Origin of the sequence: Amycolatopsis sp. GA6-003 (genome assembly GCF_046267895.1) — a bacterium.
Taxonomy (GTDB): Bacteria; Actinomycetota; Actinomycetes; order Mycobacteriales; family Pseudonocardiaceae; genus Amycolatopsis.
The window spans coordinates 3510158-3526133 of sequence record NZ_CP176499.1; the positions used below are offsets into that span (position 1 = coordinate 3510158).

14 protein-coding genes are annotated in these 15976 nt (G+C 67.2%); 5 read left to right on the plus strand and 9 right to left on the minus strand.

Annotated features, from left to right (window positions below):
* The 3 genes from mnmA to F9C12_RS15415 all read right to left on the minus strand — a co-directional run bounded on the left by mnmA (window position 1) and on the right by F9C12_RS15415 (window position 3724).
* Window positions 1–1095: a tRNA 2-thiouridine(34) synthase MnmA gene (mnmA, locus tag F9C12_RS15405; RefSeq protein WP_409466330.1), complete on the minus strand. Its 1095-nt coding sequence runs from the start codon at window positions 1093–1095 to the stop codon at window positions 1–3.
* A gap of 3 nt (window positions 1096–1098) precedes the next feature.
* Window positions 1099–2295, minus strand: a complete 1197-nt coding sequence (locus F9C12_RS15410; RefSeq protein ID WP_409466331.1) for a cysteine desulfurase family protein — start codon at window positions 2293–2295, stop codon at window positions 1099–1101.
* 64 nt (window positions 2296–2359) lie between these two features.
* Window positions 2360–3724 carry an MFS transporter gene (locus F9C12_RS15415; protein WP_409466332.1) on the minus strand — a complete coding sequence of 455 codons (1365 nt, stop codon included), beginning with the start codon at window positions 3722–3724 and terminating at the stop codon, window positions 2360–2362.
* Between the two features lie 428 nt (window positions 3725–4152).
* Here F9C12_RS15415 and F9C12_RS15420 point away from each other — a divergent pair, with 428 nt between their 5' ends.
* On the plus strand, window positions 4153–5058 hold the full coding sequence (locus tag F9C12_RS15420) for an NADP-dependent oxidoreductase (protein WP_409467015.1): 906 nt from the start codon (window positions 4153–4155) through the stop codon (window positions 5056–5058).
* 440 nt (window positions 5059–5498) lie between these two features.
* Here the strand turns inward: F9C12_RS15420 and F9C12_RS15425 are convergent, their stop codons facing one another.
* From F9C12_RS15425 to F9C12_RS15440, 4 genes are all read right to left on the minus strand, one after another.
* The gene (locus F9C12_RS15425; protein ID WP_409466333.1) at window positions 5499–6383 is read right to left on the minus strand and encodes a lysophospholipid acyltransferase family protein; all 885 of its coding nucleotides are present in this window, start codon (window positions 6381–6383) and stop codon (window positions 5499–5501) included.
* The gene (locus F9C12_RS15430; protein WP_409182655.1) at window positions 6380–7162 is read right to left on the minus strand and encodes a GNAT family N-acetyltransferase; all 783 of its coding nucleotides are present in this window, start codon (window positions 7160–7162) and stop codon (window positions 6380–6382) included. Before F9C12_RS15430 ends, F9C12_RS15425 begins: the two co-directional genes overlap by 4 nt.
* 176 nt (window positions 7163–7338) lie before the next feature.
* The gene (locus F9C12_RS15435) at window positions 7339–8298 is read right to left on the minus strand and encodes an electron transfer flavoprotein subunit alpha/FixB family protein (protein WP_409182656.1); all 960 of its coding nucleotides are present in this window, start codon (window positions 8296–8298) and stop codon (window positions 7339–7341) included.
* A 28-nt stretch (window positions 8299–8326) separates the two neighbouring features.
* Window positions 8327–9112: an electron transfer flavoprotein subunit beta/FixA family protein gene (locus tag F9C12_RS15440; protein ID WP_409466334.1), complete on the minus strand. Its 786-nt coding sequence runs from the start codon at window positions 9110–9112 to the stop codon at window positions 8327–8329.
* Between the two features lie 243 nt (window positions 9113–9355).
* On the opposite strand from F9C12_RS15440, the gene F9C12_RS15445 reads away from it, so the two are divergent.
* Window positions 9356–10195 carry a DegV family protein gene (locus tag F9C12_RS15445; protein WP_409466335.1) on the plus strand — a complete coding sequence of 280 codons (840 nt, stop codon included), beginning with the start codon at window positions 9356–9358 and terminating at the stop codon, window positions 10193–10195.
* Here the strand turns inward: F9C12_RS15445 and F9C12_RS15450 are convergent.
* Window positions 10173–10604, minus strand: a complete 432-nt coding sequence (locus F9C12_RS15450; protein WP_409466336.1) for a hypothetical protein — start codon at window positions 10602–10604, stop codon at window positions 10173–10175. The genes F9C12_RS15445 and F9C12_RS15450 overlap by 23 nt on opposite strands.
* Window positions 10605–10657: 53 nt before the next feature.
* Between F9C12_RS15450 and F9C12_RS15455 the strand changes: the two genes are divergently transcribed.
* Genes F9C12_RS15455 through F9C12_RS15465 form a run of 3 tightly spaced genes read left to right on the plus strand, consistent with a single transcriptional unit; the run spans window position 10658 to window position 13466 of the window.
* Window positions 10658–11431 (plus strand): methyltransferase domain-containing protein, encoded by a 774-nt coding sequence (locus tag F9C12_RS15455; protein ID WP_409466337.1) that lies wholly within the window; start codon window positions 10658–10660, stop codon window positions 11429–11431.
* A complete protein-coding gene (locus tag F9C12_RS15460) occupies window positions 11428–12957 on the plus strand; it encodes a 1,4-alpha-glucan branching protein domain-containing protein (protein ID WP_409466338.1) in 1530 nt (509 codons plus the stop codon). Before F9C12_RS15455 ends, F9C12_RS15460 begins: the two co-directional genes overlap by 4 nt.
* A 17-nt stretch (window positions 12958–12974) precedes the next feature.
* Window positions 12975–13466, plus strand: a complete 492-nt coding sequence (locus F9C12_RS15465) for a glutathione peroxidase (RefSeq protein ID WP_409466339.1) — start codon at window positions 12975–12977, stop codon at window positions 13464–13466.
* Between the two features lie 528 nt (window positions 13467–13994).
* Here F9C12_RS15465 and F9C12_RS15470 read toward each other — a convergent pair.
* A complete protein-coding gene (locus F9C12_RS15470; RefSeq protein ID WP_409466340.1) occupies window positions 13995–15809 on the minus strand; it encodes a glycoside hydrolase family 2 protein in 1815 nt (604 codons plus the stop codon).
* Window positions 15810–15976 lie beyond the last annotated feature (167 nt).

The following is a 15976-nucleotide window of genomic DNA, read 5'->3' on the forward strand; positions in this document are numbered from 1 at the left end:
TCAGCGCGTGCCTGAGATCTTGGCGCTCCCGAGCACGAGGTCACCCGCCTGGTCGTCTCGCCGATAAAGGACAACTACCTGGCCAGGTGCCACCCCGCGCAAAGGCTCGCGCAACTGGATGGAGACTCGACCGTCTTCGCCTACTTCGGCGACCGCATCGGCAATGCCTCCATGCGCACGGACCTGGACGGTGCACTCGGTCGGTCCGTCCAGGGCTCGTCCGCTCGGCCAGATCGCCCGGTCCGCGTCGATGGCGTGGACACCAAGGTCTGCCGACGACCCGACCTTCACCGTGCCCGAAACAGGTTCGAGCGAAAGGACATACCGCGGTCGCCCGTCAGCGGCCGGCGCGTCGATGCCGAGGCCTTTCCGCTGGCCCACGGTGAATCCGTGCACGCCAGTGTGACGCCCGAGCACCGCACCTGTCTCTGCGTCGACAAGTTCACCGGGACGCTCGCCGAGCCGCTTCTCCAAGAACTTCTTGGTGTCGCCGTCCGGGATGAAGCAGATGTCGTGACTGTCCGGCTTCCGCGCAACGGAAAGCCCGCGCTGCTCCGCCTCGGCACGCACGTCCGACTTCCAGGAGTCGCCCAGAGGAAACATCGCATGACGAAGCTGCTCTGGCTGCAGTGAAGCCAGCACGTATGACTGGTCCTTGCCCTCGTCCGCGCTCCGGCGAAGCTCCAACTCGCCATCGACGGTCGCCAGGCGCGCATAGTGGCCAGTCGCAACGGCGTCGAAGCCAAGAGCGAGCGCTTTCTCAAGCAGCGCTTCGAACTTGATCTTCTCGTTGCAAGTCACGCAAGGGTTCGGGGTACGACCGGCGGCATACTCGCCGACGAACGTCTCGACGACTTCTTCCGTGAAGCGCTCCGCAAAATCCCAGATGTAGAACGGGATACCGAGGATGTCCGCGGCCCGCCGGGCGTCGTGTGAATCCTCGATAGTGCAGCAGCCGCGGGAACCGGTCCGCAGCGTGCCAGGTTGTGCTGAAAGCGCCAGGTGCACTCCGACGACGTCGTGACCGGCATCCACTGCACGCGCAGCGGCGACAGCCGAGTCGACCCCTCCGCTCATTGCGGCCAGTACGCGCATTCTCTACACCTCTTGCTTCTGGGTCTGCTTGCGCATGCCGGCGAGGCCGGCCTGTCGGGCGCGGGCGACGACGCCGCCGATCTCGCGGGCCAGGGTATGCACGTCGTCCAGTGTCGACGTGTGGCCAAGCGAGAATCGAAGCGAACCGCGAGCTGCGGCGGCGTCTGCGCCCATTGCCAGGAGGACGTGACTTGGCTGCGCGACACCCGCGGTGCACGCCGAGCCGGTGGAGCACTCAATGCCTTTGGCGTCCAAGAGCATCAACAGACTGTCACCTGCGCAGCCGGGGAAAGTGAAGTGAGCGTGGCTGGGCAAACGCTCGCCGTCGCGGCCATTGAGAATCGCGTCCGGGACCTCGCGCAGGACCGCGGCGACGAGTTCGTCGCGCAGCTTCTCAACCCGGTCCGCATACTCAGCGCGGCCGCTGATCGCCGCTTGGACCGCAGCGGCGAAGCCGACAATCGCCGGGACGTCGAGGGTGCCTGACCGGACGCTGCGCTCCTGACCCCCGCCGTGGAGGACTGGGACACACGAAGTGTCACGGTCAAGGAGAAGAGCACCTACGCCATATGGGCCGCCGAGCTTGTGACCGGTCAGTGTGAGTGCCGCTGCACCGGATGCGGTGAAATCGACGGGGACTGCGCCGACCGCCTGGACGGCATCGGTGTGCAGGGGAACCCCGTATTCGATGCAGACCTCGGCGAGAGCGGCGATCGGATTGACAGTGCCGACCTCGTTGTTTGCCCACATCACCGTTGCCAGCGCGACAGTCTCCGGTGCCGACTCAATCGCGGCTCGAAGCGTTTCCGGCGGCACCCGGCCCTGGTCGTCTACCTCGAGCCAGGTGATCTCGGCGTCAGAGTGCTGCTCCAGCCACTCGACCGTGTCGAGGACCGCGTGATGCTCGACGGTGCTGCAAAGAATGCGGCGGCGAGCGGAGTCCTCGCCGTGACGGGCCCAAAAGATGCCCTTGACCGCGAGGTTGTCACTCTCCGTGCCGCCACCGGTGAAAATGACTTCCGACGGACGCGCGCCCAGAGCGGCGGCGATCACTTCGCGCGCTTCCTCGACAGCACGCCGAGCCCGCCGGCCCGAAGAATGCAGCGCGGAGGCGTTGCCCACGGTGGACAAAGCCTCAGTCATCGCCGCAATGGCTTCGGGCAGCATCGGAGTCGTTGCCGCATGGTCGAGATAGGTCATCGCTCTACCAGGGTAGACCGATGCGGCCTGTGACGAAGCTCGCCCCGGGCCGCGGAGTGGCACGTCACACCTGTTTCGGCCACCTGCTCGTGAGCCGGACGCCGAGCAGCGCCAGCAGGACGAGGACGACACTGAGCAGTCCCATCGCGGCAGACGGCTGAGCGGCGGACGCGACGGCGGCCAGGAGCACCCCGCCGAGGCCGATGAGCAGCGCTGATCCGACCCAGTCGGCGAGTTGCATCGCGGAGGTGTTGAAGCCCCGCTCCCCCTCCGGCGAATAGCGCAGGAGGAGGACCGAGATGGCGGGCATCGCGATTCCCATCCCCGCTCCGCCGACCGCGCAGACCGCGAAGGCCACCCAGGCCGGGAACCACGGTTGGGCGACAAAACCGAAGCCGACCAGGCCAGCCGCGACGAGCGCGAAGCCGGTACGCAGCGATGCCTCCCGGGACCAGTCGAGGAACCGGCCTTGGAGGGCGGACGCGGCGGACCAGCCAAGCGCGGTGATAGTCAGCGGCAGGCCTGCGAGCGCAGGGCTGTAGCCGTGGACGGCGGTCATGGTCAGCGGGAGGTACGCCTCCATCCCCGCATATGCGCCGGCGATCAGGGCTCGGGAGGCGACCACCGTGGGCAATCCGGGACGAGAGGTCATGGTTCCGGCAGGCAGGAGCTTGCGCAGTGCGATAGCTAACGCGATAAGGCCCAATGCTCCATACGCGATCGCGGCAGGTGATGGATGCTGCGCGGCCCAGCTCAGGGCGGCGACGCCGAGCGCAGCGACGACAGCGGGCACGACGCCCGCGCGACGTCCAGCTGGCAGCGGCGCGTGGGCGGGCAACCGGCGAGTGATCTTGTAGAGGAGGACGACGCCGATCCCGACCAGCGGAAGCAGCCCGAGGAAGACCCATCGCCAGCCCACGGTCACGGTCACCAAACCGGCGACGGACGGGCCGATGACGGCTGGCAGGACCCAAGCGGCCGCGTTGGCCGCATAGATGACGGGGCGTTCGCGGTCGGTGAACGTCAGGGCGATCAGTAGTGAGACGGACACCAGCAGAAATCCCGAGCCGAAGCCCTGCAGCGCACGGCCGACCAGGAGCATCGGCATCGTTGTGGCGATACCCGCGACAGCCAGTCCTGCGGCGAACAATGCCGGGCCTACCAAGAGAGCTGGTGCTGGGCCTCTTCGGTCGCCAAGCCGTCCGGACAAGACGGTGGCAACGACGCTCGCCACCAGGAACGTGGTGAACGGCCAGGAGTAGAGCGCGAGACCGTGGAGTTCGGCGACCAGCGTCGGCATCGCGGTGGCGACGCCCATGTTTTCAAAGGCCACCAGCGTGACCACAAGCAGCAGGCCGACGGTGACGAGGCGGTGTTCGCGATTCCAGAGGACGCTTTTTCGAGGCTGCGCTTCGACGGTCTGGCTCATGATCGCGAGCTTGCAACCTCCAGTGCCCTGGAGGTCAAGTCGCCCGCCGACCGTTCGGGGTGCCCCGTGGGAGCACATCGCATCGGGGCGGAGTTCGAGGCTTCGGGTTGACGTGCCGCGGCTCGGACCGGGCTCGCGGAAGTCCGTCGATGCCGTAGCGGGGTTATCGAGGGGCGTTCGGCTCAGGAAGTCGATGACGCGGGGTAGCTGCCGACGTCGTAGTGGTCACCTAGATCGATGGATCAGGCTCCCTTGCGGCTAGGGGTTGTTCTGTCTTCGTCATGAGGCCCGGTCAGGCCGGGATGGTCGAGGGCGACAAAGTGCGGCTGTTGCCGTTGACTGGCGAATCGAGCGTGCGGTTCGGAATGCGCCGGATGCTGGTTGGCTTAAGTAGGACGTACGGCGACCGAAGGAGAGTGCGAACCGAGATGCGAGCCATCACTTTCGCCGAGTACGGCGGGCCCGAAGTGTTGCGACTGGAAGAGGTTCCGGCACCGGAGCCCGGTGAGGGGCAGGTCCGGGTTGCAGTCCGGCGCGCGGGGGTCAACCCGATCGACTGGAAGATTCGTTCTGGGGCGATGGCCGGCGGTGCGGCGCTCGAAGGCCCGCAGATCCCGGGGCTGGAGATCGCCGGAGTGGTCGACGCAGTGGGCGACGGCGCCGAGTTCCGCGTCGGCGATGAGGTGTTTGGCTGGTCGGCAACCGGCGGGTACGCGGAATTCGCGCTCGGAGGCGCGATCGTTCGCAAACCGGCCGACCTCTCCTGGGATGACGCGGCGGCGTTGCCGGTTGCTGGCGAAACCGCGTTGCGCGTGTTGCGTCTGCTCGACGTCAAGGCTGGCGAGCTGTTGCTTGTCCATGGAGCGAGTGGCGCTGTCGGTCGTTTCGCTACACAAATCGCGGTCGCGTTGGGTGCGACGGTGATCGGAACGGCTGGACAGCACAATCTCGATGAGGTGAAAGCGCTGGGCGCGATTCCGGTCCGTTACGGCGACGGGTGGCTGGAACGGGTCCGTGAAGTGGCGGACCGACCTGTCGACGCGGTGTTCGACGCGTCCGGTCATGGCGTTTTGCCGGAATCGATCGAGTTGCGAGGATCGAAGGAGCGCATCGTGACCATTGCCGACGGTGCGGCGTTCCAGCTCGGTTTGCCGTTCTCGTCTGGCGGACAGGACGAGCAGACGCAGGCAGTGCTGAACGAGATCCTCGGTTATGTACGCAATGGGCTGCAGATTGCGCAGGGGAAGGCCTTTTCGCTTGAGGAAGCAGCGGCTGCGCAGGAAGAGAGCCGGAAGGGGCACCCCGGCGGGAAGCTGACAATTGCCGTTTCCTGACCACGATCGTCGGCTAGGCTCGGCGAAGGTGCAGCTCGGGTGGAGCTGACGGATTGGCCTCGCCAGTTAGCGGCTACCGCGGCAAGTGGGCTGTTGCCGTTGAGTGGCGAAAGCCGAGCGCCGCGAGTGGACGCGCCGAGGCGAGCGGCTGTCGCCACTCAGCGGCGAAACGGATACGGAGTGCAGGAACCAACGTGCGCTGACGCGGGTCATTCGTGGCTATGCGGCGGCGACGGGATGATGAAGCGGCGGTCGCGAGAGACGAGCTGAGACGCCGTAGTCGTTTGGCGGCGAGGCGAGTCGGATGGTTGTCGCCGTTGAGTGGCGAATGGGTTGGCTGCGGTCAGCCGGAAAGCTGGTCGGCGAGGGTCGGAGAGCTGCTGAGGGGTGTCGCCAAAAAACGGCAACACCCCTGAGCGGCCCGGTGACCAGGGTGTTCGTCAATGCACAACCGGCTGGGAGGACGCTGGGCGGCCGACCCGGGCCCGGCGACGCTGCGGCGGGATGCGGACTGTGCCGAGGGCCGAATGGACAGCGGCCTCGGCAAGAGCGGCCAGTGACCGGCGGTCTTCGGCGCGGCCCGGGGCGATCTCCGGGCACACGTGCACTTCCAGGACCAGACCGCGCAGCGCGGCGACGCGGCGCAAGGACGCGATGAGCGACTCCGGCCCGATGAACGCCGGCTGGCTGGTTTCGCGGCCGTCGGCGAGGCGGTAGCGCAGGGCGATCGGCCGGACCGGGACTCCGCCGTCGATCGCGGCTTGGAAGGTGGCCGTCGTGAAGCGGCCGGAAGCCAGGCCGCACCAGGTGGTGCCCTCGGGAGTGACGTTGACTAGCGCGCCGGCGCGGAGGGTGTCGGCGAGTTCGGCCATGGTGTCCGGCAGGGTGCGCAAACGGTTGCGGTCCAGGAAAATGCTCCCGCCGCGACGGACGAGCGTGCCCAGGACCGGCCAGGAGCCGATCTCGATCTTCGCGAGCGCGCGCATCGGGCGCAGTGCGTTGATGGCGATGATGTCCAGCCACGAGATGTGGTTGTTCACCACGAGCGCGCCGCGGCCGGCCGGAGCGGCGAGGAAGTCCGCACCGCCCACTACAGACATCCGCACGCCGAAGGACCTCAGCACCGCCCGGAAAATCCGGCGCACCAAGCGTTCCCGGCTCCGGCCGCGGATCACCAGCAATGCCGGCGCGATCAGCAGCGCCGCGAAGACCACCGAAATGGCTGCGGTGAAGCGCAGCATCCGTCGTGGCAAACTGACCGTGGGTGCACCCTCGGTCAGACAACCGTCACCGCAGGGCGACGTCGGCATCCAGGCGTGGCTCATCCTTGCGCTCCAAGGAAGAACTTCAAGTACCGCTCGTCGACCTGCTGCAGATCAAGAAGGACGAAGAAGTCCGCGACCCCGAAGTCGGCGTCGAGGGCCGGCGGGCCGCACACCTTGGCACCCAGCCGCACGTAACCCTTGATCAGCGGCGGAAGCATGGCTCGGTCGGGACGCGCGACCGCGCCGGGGTCCCACGGGTTCAGCGGCGAGACGCGCAACGAGTCGTCGGCGTGATGCTTAGTGCGCAAGACATCCCAGACCCCCGCGGCGTAGCTGCCGCCATCATTCAGCTGGACCGAAGCGCAGCCGGCGAGATAGCGGTGTCCGGAAAGGAGCATGTAGCGCGCGATCCCGGCCCACACCAGGCTCACGACAGCACCACTGCGATGGTCGGGGTGGACACAGGAACGTCCGGTCTCGACCAAGGACGGCCGCAGCGCGGCGAGCGTCGTCAGGTCGAACTCGCTGTCGGAATAGAGCTTTCCGGCCTGCGCGGCACGCTCGGGCGGGAGCATGCGGTAGCAGCCGACGATCTCGCCGGTGTTGTCGTCGCGGACCACCAGGTGGTCGCAGAATTCGTCGAAGTAGTCGACGTCCCGGCCGGGCTCCGGGGAATGCAGCTCCGCCCCCATCTCCTCGGCGAAAACCCGGTATCGCAGTTTCTGCGCGGCGAGCACTTCATCGTTCCCGTTGGCGACCAGAAGCGAATACCGCGGCGCGCCTGCGGGAAGGTCGGCACCCGCCTGATCAGTACTGACGAGGAGCTGTGACGACGTCATGGTCAAGGTGTACCTGCCGGTAAGCGGCCTCGGAGAGTGCCAATCGATGACCGGTCAGTGCACGTTGAGTTAATTGCCGGTTCTCAGGTTCCTCTCAGACTCCCGAGAAGCTTCCGGAGAACGCGGAAGGCCGCCGCGTGGCGAGCACGCGACGGCCTTCGGAGCGAAAGAAAACGTCAGCCCTTGCGCTTGTCGACAGCCTCGGTCAGCTGCGGCGCGACGTTGAACAGGTCGCCCACCACACCGAAGTCGGCGATCTCGAAGATCGGAGCCTCGGCGTCCTTGTTGACCGCGATGATCGTCTTCGACGTCTGCATGCCGGCGCGGTGCTGGATCGCGCCGGAGATGCCGAGCGCGATGTACAGCTGCGGCGACACCGTCTTGCCGGTCTGTCCGACCTGGAACTGCGCCGGGTAGTAGCCGGAGTCGACCGCCGCACGGGACGCGCCGACAGCCGCGCCGAGCGAGTCGGCCAGCTTCTCCACGACGTCGAACTTCTCGGCCGAACCGACGCCCCGGCCGCCGGACACGACGATCGACGCCTCGGTCAGTTCCGGACGGTCGCCGCCCACGACCGGCTCGATGCCGGTGATCTTGGCGGACTTCGCCGGGTCCTGCGCCGGGATCTCGACGGTCTCCTCGGCGGCCGCGCCGTCGGCGGCCTCCGCCTCGACCGCACCCGGACGCACCGACACGACCGGCGCGCCCTTGGCGGCCTTCGCCTTCACGGAGAACGCGCCGCCGAAGATGGACTGGTCCACGGTGCCGTCGGCGTTGACCCCGACGGCGTCGTAGAGCAGACCGGAGCCGAGCCGCAGCGCGACCCGCGCGGCCACCTCCTTGCCCTCGGCGCTGGCGGCGACGAGCACCGCGGCCGGGGAGACCTGCTCGGCGAGCTTCGTGAGCACGTCGACCTTCGGGGTCACCAGGTAACCAGTGGCGTCGTCGCCCTCGGCGACGTACACCTTCGCCGCGCCGTGGCCGGCGAGCGCTTCCTTGGCCTTCGCCGCGGTGCCGGTCGGGCCCACCACGACGGCGGAGGGCTCGCCGAGGGCGCGCGCGGCGGTCAGCAGCTCGAGCGTGACCTTCTTGACATCACCGTCGACGTGGTCGACGAGGACGAGTACTTCAGCCATTTTCCGGAATCCTCCTCGAAACCGTGTCTCAGATGAGCTTCTGCGCGACCAGGTACTCGGCGACCTTCGTGCCGCCGTCGCCCTCGTCCTCGACCTTCTCGCCCGCGGTGCGCGGCGGCTTCGGCGAGGCCTCGACGACCGTCGACCACGCGTTGGCGAGACCGACCTCGCCCGCGTCGATGCCCAGGTCGGCGATGGTCAGCGTCTCGACCGGCTTCTTCTTCGCGGCCATGATGCCCTTGAACGACGGGTAACGCGGCTCGTTGATCTTCTCGCTCACGCTCACCAGCGCCGGCAGGTTCGCCTCGAGGTGGGTGATGCCGTCTTCGGTCTCGCGGTCCGCCTTCACGGAGGAACCCTCGACGGTCAGCTGGCGCACGTAGGTCAGCTGCGGCACGCCGAGCAGCTCGGCGAGGATCGCGGGCACGGCGGCGCCGCGGCCGTCGGACGCCTCGTTGCCGGCCAGGATCAGGTCGAAGCCCTCGACCTTGCCGACGGCGGCGGCGAGGACCTTCGCGGTCGCGATCGCGTCGGAGCCGTGCAGCGCCTCGTCGGAAACGTGGATGGCCTTGTCGGCGCCCATGGAGAGCGCCTTGCGGATCGCGTCGGTCGCGCGGTCCGGGCCGACCGAAATCACGGTGACCTCGCCCTCGCCGGCTTCCTTGATCTTGAGGGCCTCTTCGACGGCCTTCTCGTTGATCTCGTCGAGCACGGCGTCGGCGGATTCGCGGTCAAGGGTGTTGTCGGAACCGGAGAGCTTCCGCTCCGAGTAGGTGTCCGGTACCTGCTTGACCAGGACAACGATGTTCGTCATGGGTCTTCTTCGACCTCCCGGTTGGGGCCGGCTCTCGGCCGCGGGACAGTGCTCTACTGAGCGGTAGATTAGGGGCAATTCCGCGGCCGGACCCCTCGAGGTGACGGCATTCACCTGGATGAGCAATCTAATGGGACCATCGTCCTAATAGTTTGCCGGTTAGCCCGTCCAGCGCGCCGCTCGCCCGATCGGAGCAACGGTCACTTACTCGCAGTAGGCCGTTAGGGGTTACGCTCCGGCACCATGTCCGCGCACATCGCCGTAGTCACCGACTCGACCTCGTGCCTGCCCGAGCAACTCGCCGCCCAGTGGCGAATCAGTGTCGTCCAGGTCCAGCTGCACGTCGGCGACCAGACGGACGACGAGCACCGCTTCGACCGGAGCGAGCTCATCCAGACGATGAAATCCGGCGCGACCGTCACGACTTCGCCGCCCGATCCGGGTGCGTTTTTCTGGAGCTACCAGGACGCGGCTTCCGCCGGTGCGTCCGCCATCGTGAGCCTGCACATCTCCGGACGGCTTTCGCAGACCGTCGAGGCCGCCCGCGAAGCCGCCCAGCAGGTCCGGATTCCGGTGCACATCCTCGACAGCGGGACGGCGAGCATGAGCCTCGGCTACGCCGCGGTGTCCGCCGCCCGCGTCGCCGGGGCCGGCGGACAGCTCGAGCGGGTCCTGGACGCCGCGGAACGGCGAGTGCGCAGCTCGACCGAACTGATCTACGTCGACACGCTTGAGTACTTGCGGCGGTCGGGACGGATCGGCGCCGCCCAGTCGATGCTCGGAAGTGCGTTCGCGATCAAGCCGCTGCTCACCGTCCGCAATGGAGAAGTCAGCCCGCTCGCCCGCGTTCCCGGCACTAAACGAGCGATGAACCGGCTCGTCGACCTGGCGGTGAAGGCCGCCGGCGACCAGCCCGTGGACCTCGCGGTGACCCGGTTCGGCTCCGACGAGAGCGAGGTCGTCCAGCGGCTCCGGGAGCGCGTCCCGGGCGCGGGCGAGATCGTGGTGGGCGACGCGAGCACCGTGATCGGCGCCCACGTCGGCCCGGGTGCGCTCAGCATCACGGTGTCGCCGTCGAACTGACCTCGATTCGCCGCCCGGGGACCAAAAGCACCACGAGCGGCAGCAGGACCGTCACCGCGAGCCCGCCGATGATGAGCACCTGGTCGAGCTGCGGATAGTGCCCGACGTGCCCTGCGTGGTAGACGAGGTGCGGGACAGCGAACAGCAGTGCCGCGATCGCCACCAAGCGCGCGACAGTTGTGGTGCCCATCACGGCCGCGCCGACCAGCATCGCGCCGAGCGCCAGGCTGAGGCCGCCGAAATCGATGATGAAGTGCTCGTTGTAGGGCCCGTCCATGGAGACCCAGCCGTGCCGGAAACCGGGAAAGTCCTGGTAGAACCCCATCGGATCGAGCAGCGGCCACAGCCCCTGCACCAGGGTGTAGAGGCCGAGCAGAATCAGGAGGATGCGCGTGATCGTCCGTTGCATACGGCTGGAACGAGACGGCTGCGCGAAACGTGACAGGCGCTAGGGTCGCGCAGGTGACCAACGCAGCCACCCGGGCCGAGGCACTGCACCTCACCGGCGAACGGACCGTCCCCGGCATCCCCGAGGAGAATTACTGGTTCCGCCGCCATGAAGCCGCGTACCTCGCCCTACTCCCCCACTGTGCCGACGCGACCGTGCTCGAAGCCGGCTGCGGCGAGGGCTACGGCGCCGGGCTCATCGCCCAGCACGCCCGGCGAGTGCTCGCGCTGGACTACGACGTGCCGACCACCGAGCACGTCGCACGCCGGTACCCGGATGTCGCCGTCGCGCGGGCGAATCTGGCGCACCTCCCCTTGCGGGACGCCGCGGTCGATGTAGTGGCGAACTTCCAGGTGATCGAGCATCTCTGGGACCAGGGCGGATTTCTCGCCGAATGCTTCCGAGTCCTGCGCCCAGGCGGGAAACTGCTGGTCACGACCCCGAACAGGCTCACCTTCACGCCGGACAGCGACACCCCGCTCAACCCGTTCCACACGCGCGAACTGGCACCGTCCGAAATGGACGACCTGCTGCGCGCCGCCGGGTTCACCGTCGCGGAGCTGAACGGGCTGCACCACGCGGAATCCCTGCGCACTGTCGAAACCCGCTACGGCGGCTCCATCATCGACGCGCAACTGGACGTCGTAATGGGCTCCCTTCCCGGACAAGCCACGTGGCCAGCTGATCTCCTCGCGGACGTCGCCGCGATTCGAGCCGACGACTTCGCCGTGCACGGCGATGACCTCGACGCGAGCCTCGACCTGGTGGCTGTGGCGGTGCGCCCGTGAGCACCCGGAACCCCGCATCCGAAGGCACGTTCTGCCTCGTTCTGCACAGCCACTTGCCGTGGCTGCCGCACCATGGCAGCTGGCCGGTCGGCGAAGAATGGCTGTACCAGGCGTGGACGCATTCGTACCTGCCGGTCGTCGACCTGCTGCGCCGTTTCGCCGCTGAGGGGCGACGCGATGTCTTGACGCTCGGCATGACACCGGTGCTCGCCGCGCAACTCGACGATCCGTACGCCATCCGCGCATGCCATGACTGGGTCGGTCACTGGCAGCTGCGCACGCAGCACGCAGCCACGCTCTGGCGCGGCGATCCCCTGCTGCGGGACCTCGCCGCCGCCGAGCACCAGGCCGCGATGCACGCCACCGAGGAACTGGAAACGCGCTGGCGGCACGGTTTCTCGCCGATTCTTCGGTCGCTTGTGGACAGCGAGACGATCGAGCTGCTCGGCGGACCGCTGGCGCATCCGTTCCAGCCATTGCTGGACCAGCGAGTGCGACGGTTCGCCCTCCAAGCGGGGTTGGAGGACACCGCGCTGCGCATTGGCCGCGCACAAGAAGGTATATGGGCACCTGAATGTGGTTATGCACCGGGAATGGAGCGAGATTATCACGAGGCTGGCGTGCGGCGCTTCCTTGTCGACGGCCCTTCACTCCATGGTGACACTTCGTCCGCGCATCCCGTCGGCGACTCCGACGTCGTCTGCTTCGGCCGCGATCTTGAGGTCACCTACCGGGTTTGGTCGCCGAAAGCGGGTTACCCAGGACACGCGGCATACCGGGATTTCCACACCTGGGCGCACGAAGTCGGACTGAAGGCGTCGCGCGTCACCGGAAAAACCGTTGAGCCACAAGATAAAGCTCCATACGACCCGGCACTCGCCGCGGATGTTTTAGGGTCGCACGTCAAGGACTTCGTCGAAACAGTCGTCGCGCGGCTGCGGTCTCTGCGCGAACAACACGGCCGCGAATCGCTGGTGGTTGCGGCCTACGACACGGAGCTCTTCGGACACTGGTGGCACGAGGGTCCCGCGTGGCTTGAAGGAATTCTGCGCGCGTTGCCCGAAGCAGGAGTCCGGGTAACCACGTTGCGCGGCGCACTCGAAGCCGGCCATCTAGGCGAACCCGTCCAGCTGCCCGCATCCTCATGGGGATCCGGCAAGGACTGGCGAGTCTGGGACGGCGAACAGGTGGCGGACATGGTGCAGGACAACACCGCGTTGCAGACCCGCCTGCTCGACCTGGTCGACCGGCACGATGGGACCACTCGCGACGCCGTCGCTGATCAAGCCGTCGCCGAGGCGATGATGGCGCTGTCCAGCGACTGGGCGTTCATGGTCACCAAAGATTCCGCCGCGGACTACGCTCGCCGGCGCGCCCGGGTGCACACCGAACGATTCGATGCCCTGGCCGGGTTGTTGCGCAGCGGTGATCGTGCTCGCGCGCTTGCCTTGGCCGAGGAATACCGCCGGGCCGACGGCCCGTTCGGACATCTGGACGCGCGCGCCCTGCGCCGTCCTCCCGCATGACGACCGAAGGGAATTCCATGGGAATCCGCGACCTTCCCCTCAAAACCCTGTCCGGCGAAGACGCCACTCTCGGCGGTCCGCTGGCCGGCAAGACGCTGCTGGTGGTGAACGTGGCGTCGAAGTGCGGGCTGACGCCGCAGTACTCCGGTTTGGAACGGCTGCAGGAACGCTACGGCGACAAAGGTTTCTCGGTCGTCGGGTTCCCGTGCAACCAGTTCGCCGGCCAGGAGCCAGGCACGGCGGAGGAAATCCAGACGTTCTGCTCCACCACGTACGGAGTGTCGTTCCCGCTGTTCGAGAAGATCGACGTCAACGGGGAACACCGGCACCCGCTGTACGCGAGCATCACGGAAACTCCCGACGCGGACGGCGAAGCCGGCGACGTGCAGTGGAACTTCGAGAAGTTCCTGATCAGCCCGGACGGCGAGGTGCTCGGTCGGTTCCGCCCGCGCACGGAGCCGGAAGACGAGACCATCATCGCGGCGATCGAAGCGGCTCTGCCTGCTTGAGCTTCGCTCCTGCTCTCCGGCCAGCGTTTACCGCGGCCGGAGAGCTTTTGCCGTTTTTCGGCGACTCTCGGCCGACGCGGAAGCGGCAGGCCTGCGGAGAAGCAGCTCTGCCTCTTGGTTTCAGCCGTTGCCGCTCAGCGGCGAAACTCGGGCGTTCGACGTCTCTGCTCGCCTGCGGCTGTTGCCTCTCAACGGCGACTAACGACGTGAGTCGCCATTGAGCAGACGTCGCCACGCAGCACAATGTCAGCCGTGCGCCGACGACGAGGAGGCCGTTGCCGTCCAGAGGCAAATTCGACGCCACAAGTCGCCGCGGCGGACTAGTCGCTGCCCGGCGACCGCGAGGCAAGTCGTCCGAGCGGAAGACATCGCTCGCCAACGTCGAAGAACCGTTGGCCAGCTTGTCAGGCCGTTGGCCAGCTTGTCGCCAGTAAACGGCGAATCGCAAGCCGGCCTGGCTCGGTCCCAGGCCGCAGTCCCGATGCGGGACTGCACATCTTGCGTTGCCGTTTAGAGGCGAATCGCAGGTCAACGGCCGTCCGGAGCCTCGCCGGCCAGCTCGGCAGCGGTCTTCACCTCGGGGTGCGAACCCCGCGCGATCACCGCTCGGTTGTGGTTCGCGGCGTCGGCGAAGTCGAGTTTCTGCACTCGCCGGTCGTAGGTGAGGAGGCCGTTCACTTCGTTCTCTACATCAGTGGTCTGAGTGTAGATCGCACCGGACAACCCCCGGTCGGAAACCAGTCTTTCGAGGCGTTCGCTCACCTCTGCGTACCGTCGAGTGAGGTGCGCTGAATCGGTCGTCATTTCGTAAGCATTGGGCGGACCTGGCCAAACGTGGCCTTCGAGAACCAAGCCCAGGCCGCCGTATTCGCCGTCCACCAGTGCGCGATGGTCCCCCTCGTGCGGTTCGCCCGGCCCGACGTAGGTGTGATCGTCGTAGATGTCGCCGGCACCGGTGTCCGGGCGAGAGAAACAGCAGTTCACTCCGCTGTTGGCGATCACCAGCCGCGTCGGGTCGAGTTCCTTGACGAGTGCCGCGATGCGGGCCGTGTCGAATTCTCCCCAGCCTTCGTTGAACGGCACCCAGGCGACGATCGACGTGACATTGCGCAGTTGCGCGACCATTTCCCGCAGCTCGGCCTCGAATCGCCGTTGTCCTTCGGGCAACGGATCCGGCGCGTGCCCGGGCGGCCCGGCGAAGGAGACGACCAGAGACGGCATGTCCTGCCATACGGCCAAACCCAGGCGGTCCGCCCAGTAGTACCAGCGCGCGGGCTCGACCTTGACGTGTTTGCGAACCAGGTTGAAGCCGAGTTCTTTCGTCTTCTCGAGGTCGAACCGGAGCGCCTCGTCGGTCGGCGCGGTGTAACCGCCGTCCGGCCAGTATCCCTGGTCGAGTGGTCCGTGCAGGAAGGTGATCCGGCCGTTCACAGCGATCCGTGGCCGTCCGTCGACATCCGGGACGATTTCTACCGTTCGCAGGCCGCAATAACTGGCAACTTCGTCCAGGACGTCACCGTGCGCATCCAGGAGCCGGACAGTGAGGTCGTAGAGAAATGGGTCGTCAGGGGACCACGGGTGTGGTTCCGGGAGATTTGCCCGCAGCCGCGCACCGGCGGTGCCTCGTACGCACACTGCCTCGTCGCCGTTTGGCGGCGAAACGATCAACTCCACCTCAGCACCGCCAGTGACCTGCGGCAACACCGACACGCCCGACAGGTCTGAAGCGACTTCGAGGGCGGAAATGCGCTCGTTCGGCACCGGCTCGACCCAGACGGTCTGCCAAATTCCCGACGTCGGCGTGTAGCAAATACCGCCAGGTTCGTTGCGCTGCTTGCCGATCGGGTACGGCTCGATGTCCGTGCGGTCCTCGACGCGAACGGTAATTTCCTGCGGTCCCGATGCACGGAGCGCGTCTGTGATGTCCGCGGAGAACGACGTGTACCCGCCCTCATGGGTGACCACCGACTGGTTGTTGACCCGCACCTCGGCTTTCTGGTCGACTGCACCGAAATGCAGCAAGACCCGTTGCCCACTCCAGCTTTCCGGGAGCTCGAACAACCGCCGGTACCACAGGACCTCGTCGCGTCGGCCGATTCCGGACAGCGCCGATTCCGGCGCGAACGGGACCAGGATGCGCTCGTTGTACCCGACGGGTCGCGGCTCCGTGGGCGAAGCGGGCCATCCCGCGTACTCCCAGACACCGTTGAGGCTCAGCCATTCCGGCCGGCGAAGCTGGGGGCGCGGGTACTCGGGCAGCACTGCGGCCGGGTCGACTCGGTCGGTCCACGGGGTGGTCAGCGGCGGGTCCGCTCGCTGCCATTCGGGCTCTGGTGGAGTCATCGCCATTCATGGTGGCAGAGAATCGCGGTCCGCGGCATGGGTTGACGGCTGCTCGGACCGGGCTAGCGAAGACTCGATGGCGATGTTGGCTGCCGGTGGTCGACGGCTGGCAACTGGTTCTCGGCAGGCTTCCTCACCCCGGCGAGAGCGGAGCCACCGCCGTCGAT

Bases quoted from the DNA above. Each gene is read 5' to 3' on its own strand.
- F9C12_RS15425 (WP_409466333.1), bottom strand. From the start codon at position 6,383: ATGAGCCACGCCTGGATGCCGACGTCGCCCTGCGGTGACGGTTGTCTG.
- mnmA (WP_409466330.1), bottom strand. From the start codon at position 1,095: ATGCGCGTACTGGCCGCAATGAGCGGAGGGGTCGACTCGGCTGTCGCC.
- F9C12_RS15435 (WP_409182656.1), bottom strand. From the start codon at position 8,298: ATGGCTGAAGTACTCGTCCTCGTCGACCACGTCGACGGTGATGTCAAG.
- F9C12_RS15410 (WP_409466331.1), bottom strand. From the start codon at position 2,295: ATGACCTATCTCGACCATGCGGCAACGACTCCGATGCTGCCCGAAGCC.
- F9C12_RS15450 (WP_409466336.1), bottom strand. From the start codon at position 10,604: ATGCAACGGACGATCACGCGCATCCTCCTGATTCTGCTCGGCCTCTAC.
- F9C12_RS15415 (WP_409466332.1), bottom strand. From the start codon at position 3,724: ATGAGCCAGACCGTCGAAGCGCAGCCTCGAAAAAGCGTCCTCTGGAAT.
- F9C12_RS15445 (WP_409466335.1), top strand. From the start codon at position 9,356: ATGTCCGCGCACATCGCCGTAGTCACCGACTCGACCTCGTGCCTGCCC.
- F9C12_RS15430 (WP_409182655.1), bottom strand. From the start codon at position 7,162: ATGACGTCGTCACAGCTCCTCGTCAGTACTGATCAGGCGGGTGCCGAC.
- F9C12_RS15420 (WP_409467015.1), top strand. From the start codon at position 4,153: ATGCGAGCCATCACTTTCGCCGAGTACGGCGGGCCCGAAGTGTTGCGA.
- F9C12_RS15440 (WP_409466334.1), bottom strand. From the start codon at position 9,112: ATGACGAACATCGTTGTCCTGGTCAAGCAGGTACCGGACACCTACTCG.
- F9C12_RS15465 (WP_409466339.1), top strand. From the start codon at position 12,975: ATGGGAATCCGCGACCTTCCCCTCAAAACCCTGTCCGGCGAAGACGCC.
- F9C12_RS15470 (WP_409466340.1), bottom strand. From the start codon at position 15,809: ATGACTCCACCAGAGCCCGAATGGCAGCGAGCGGACCCGCCGCTGACC.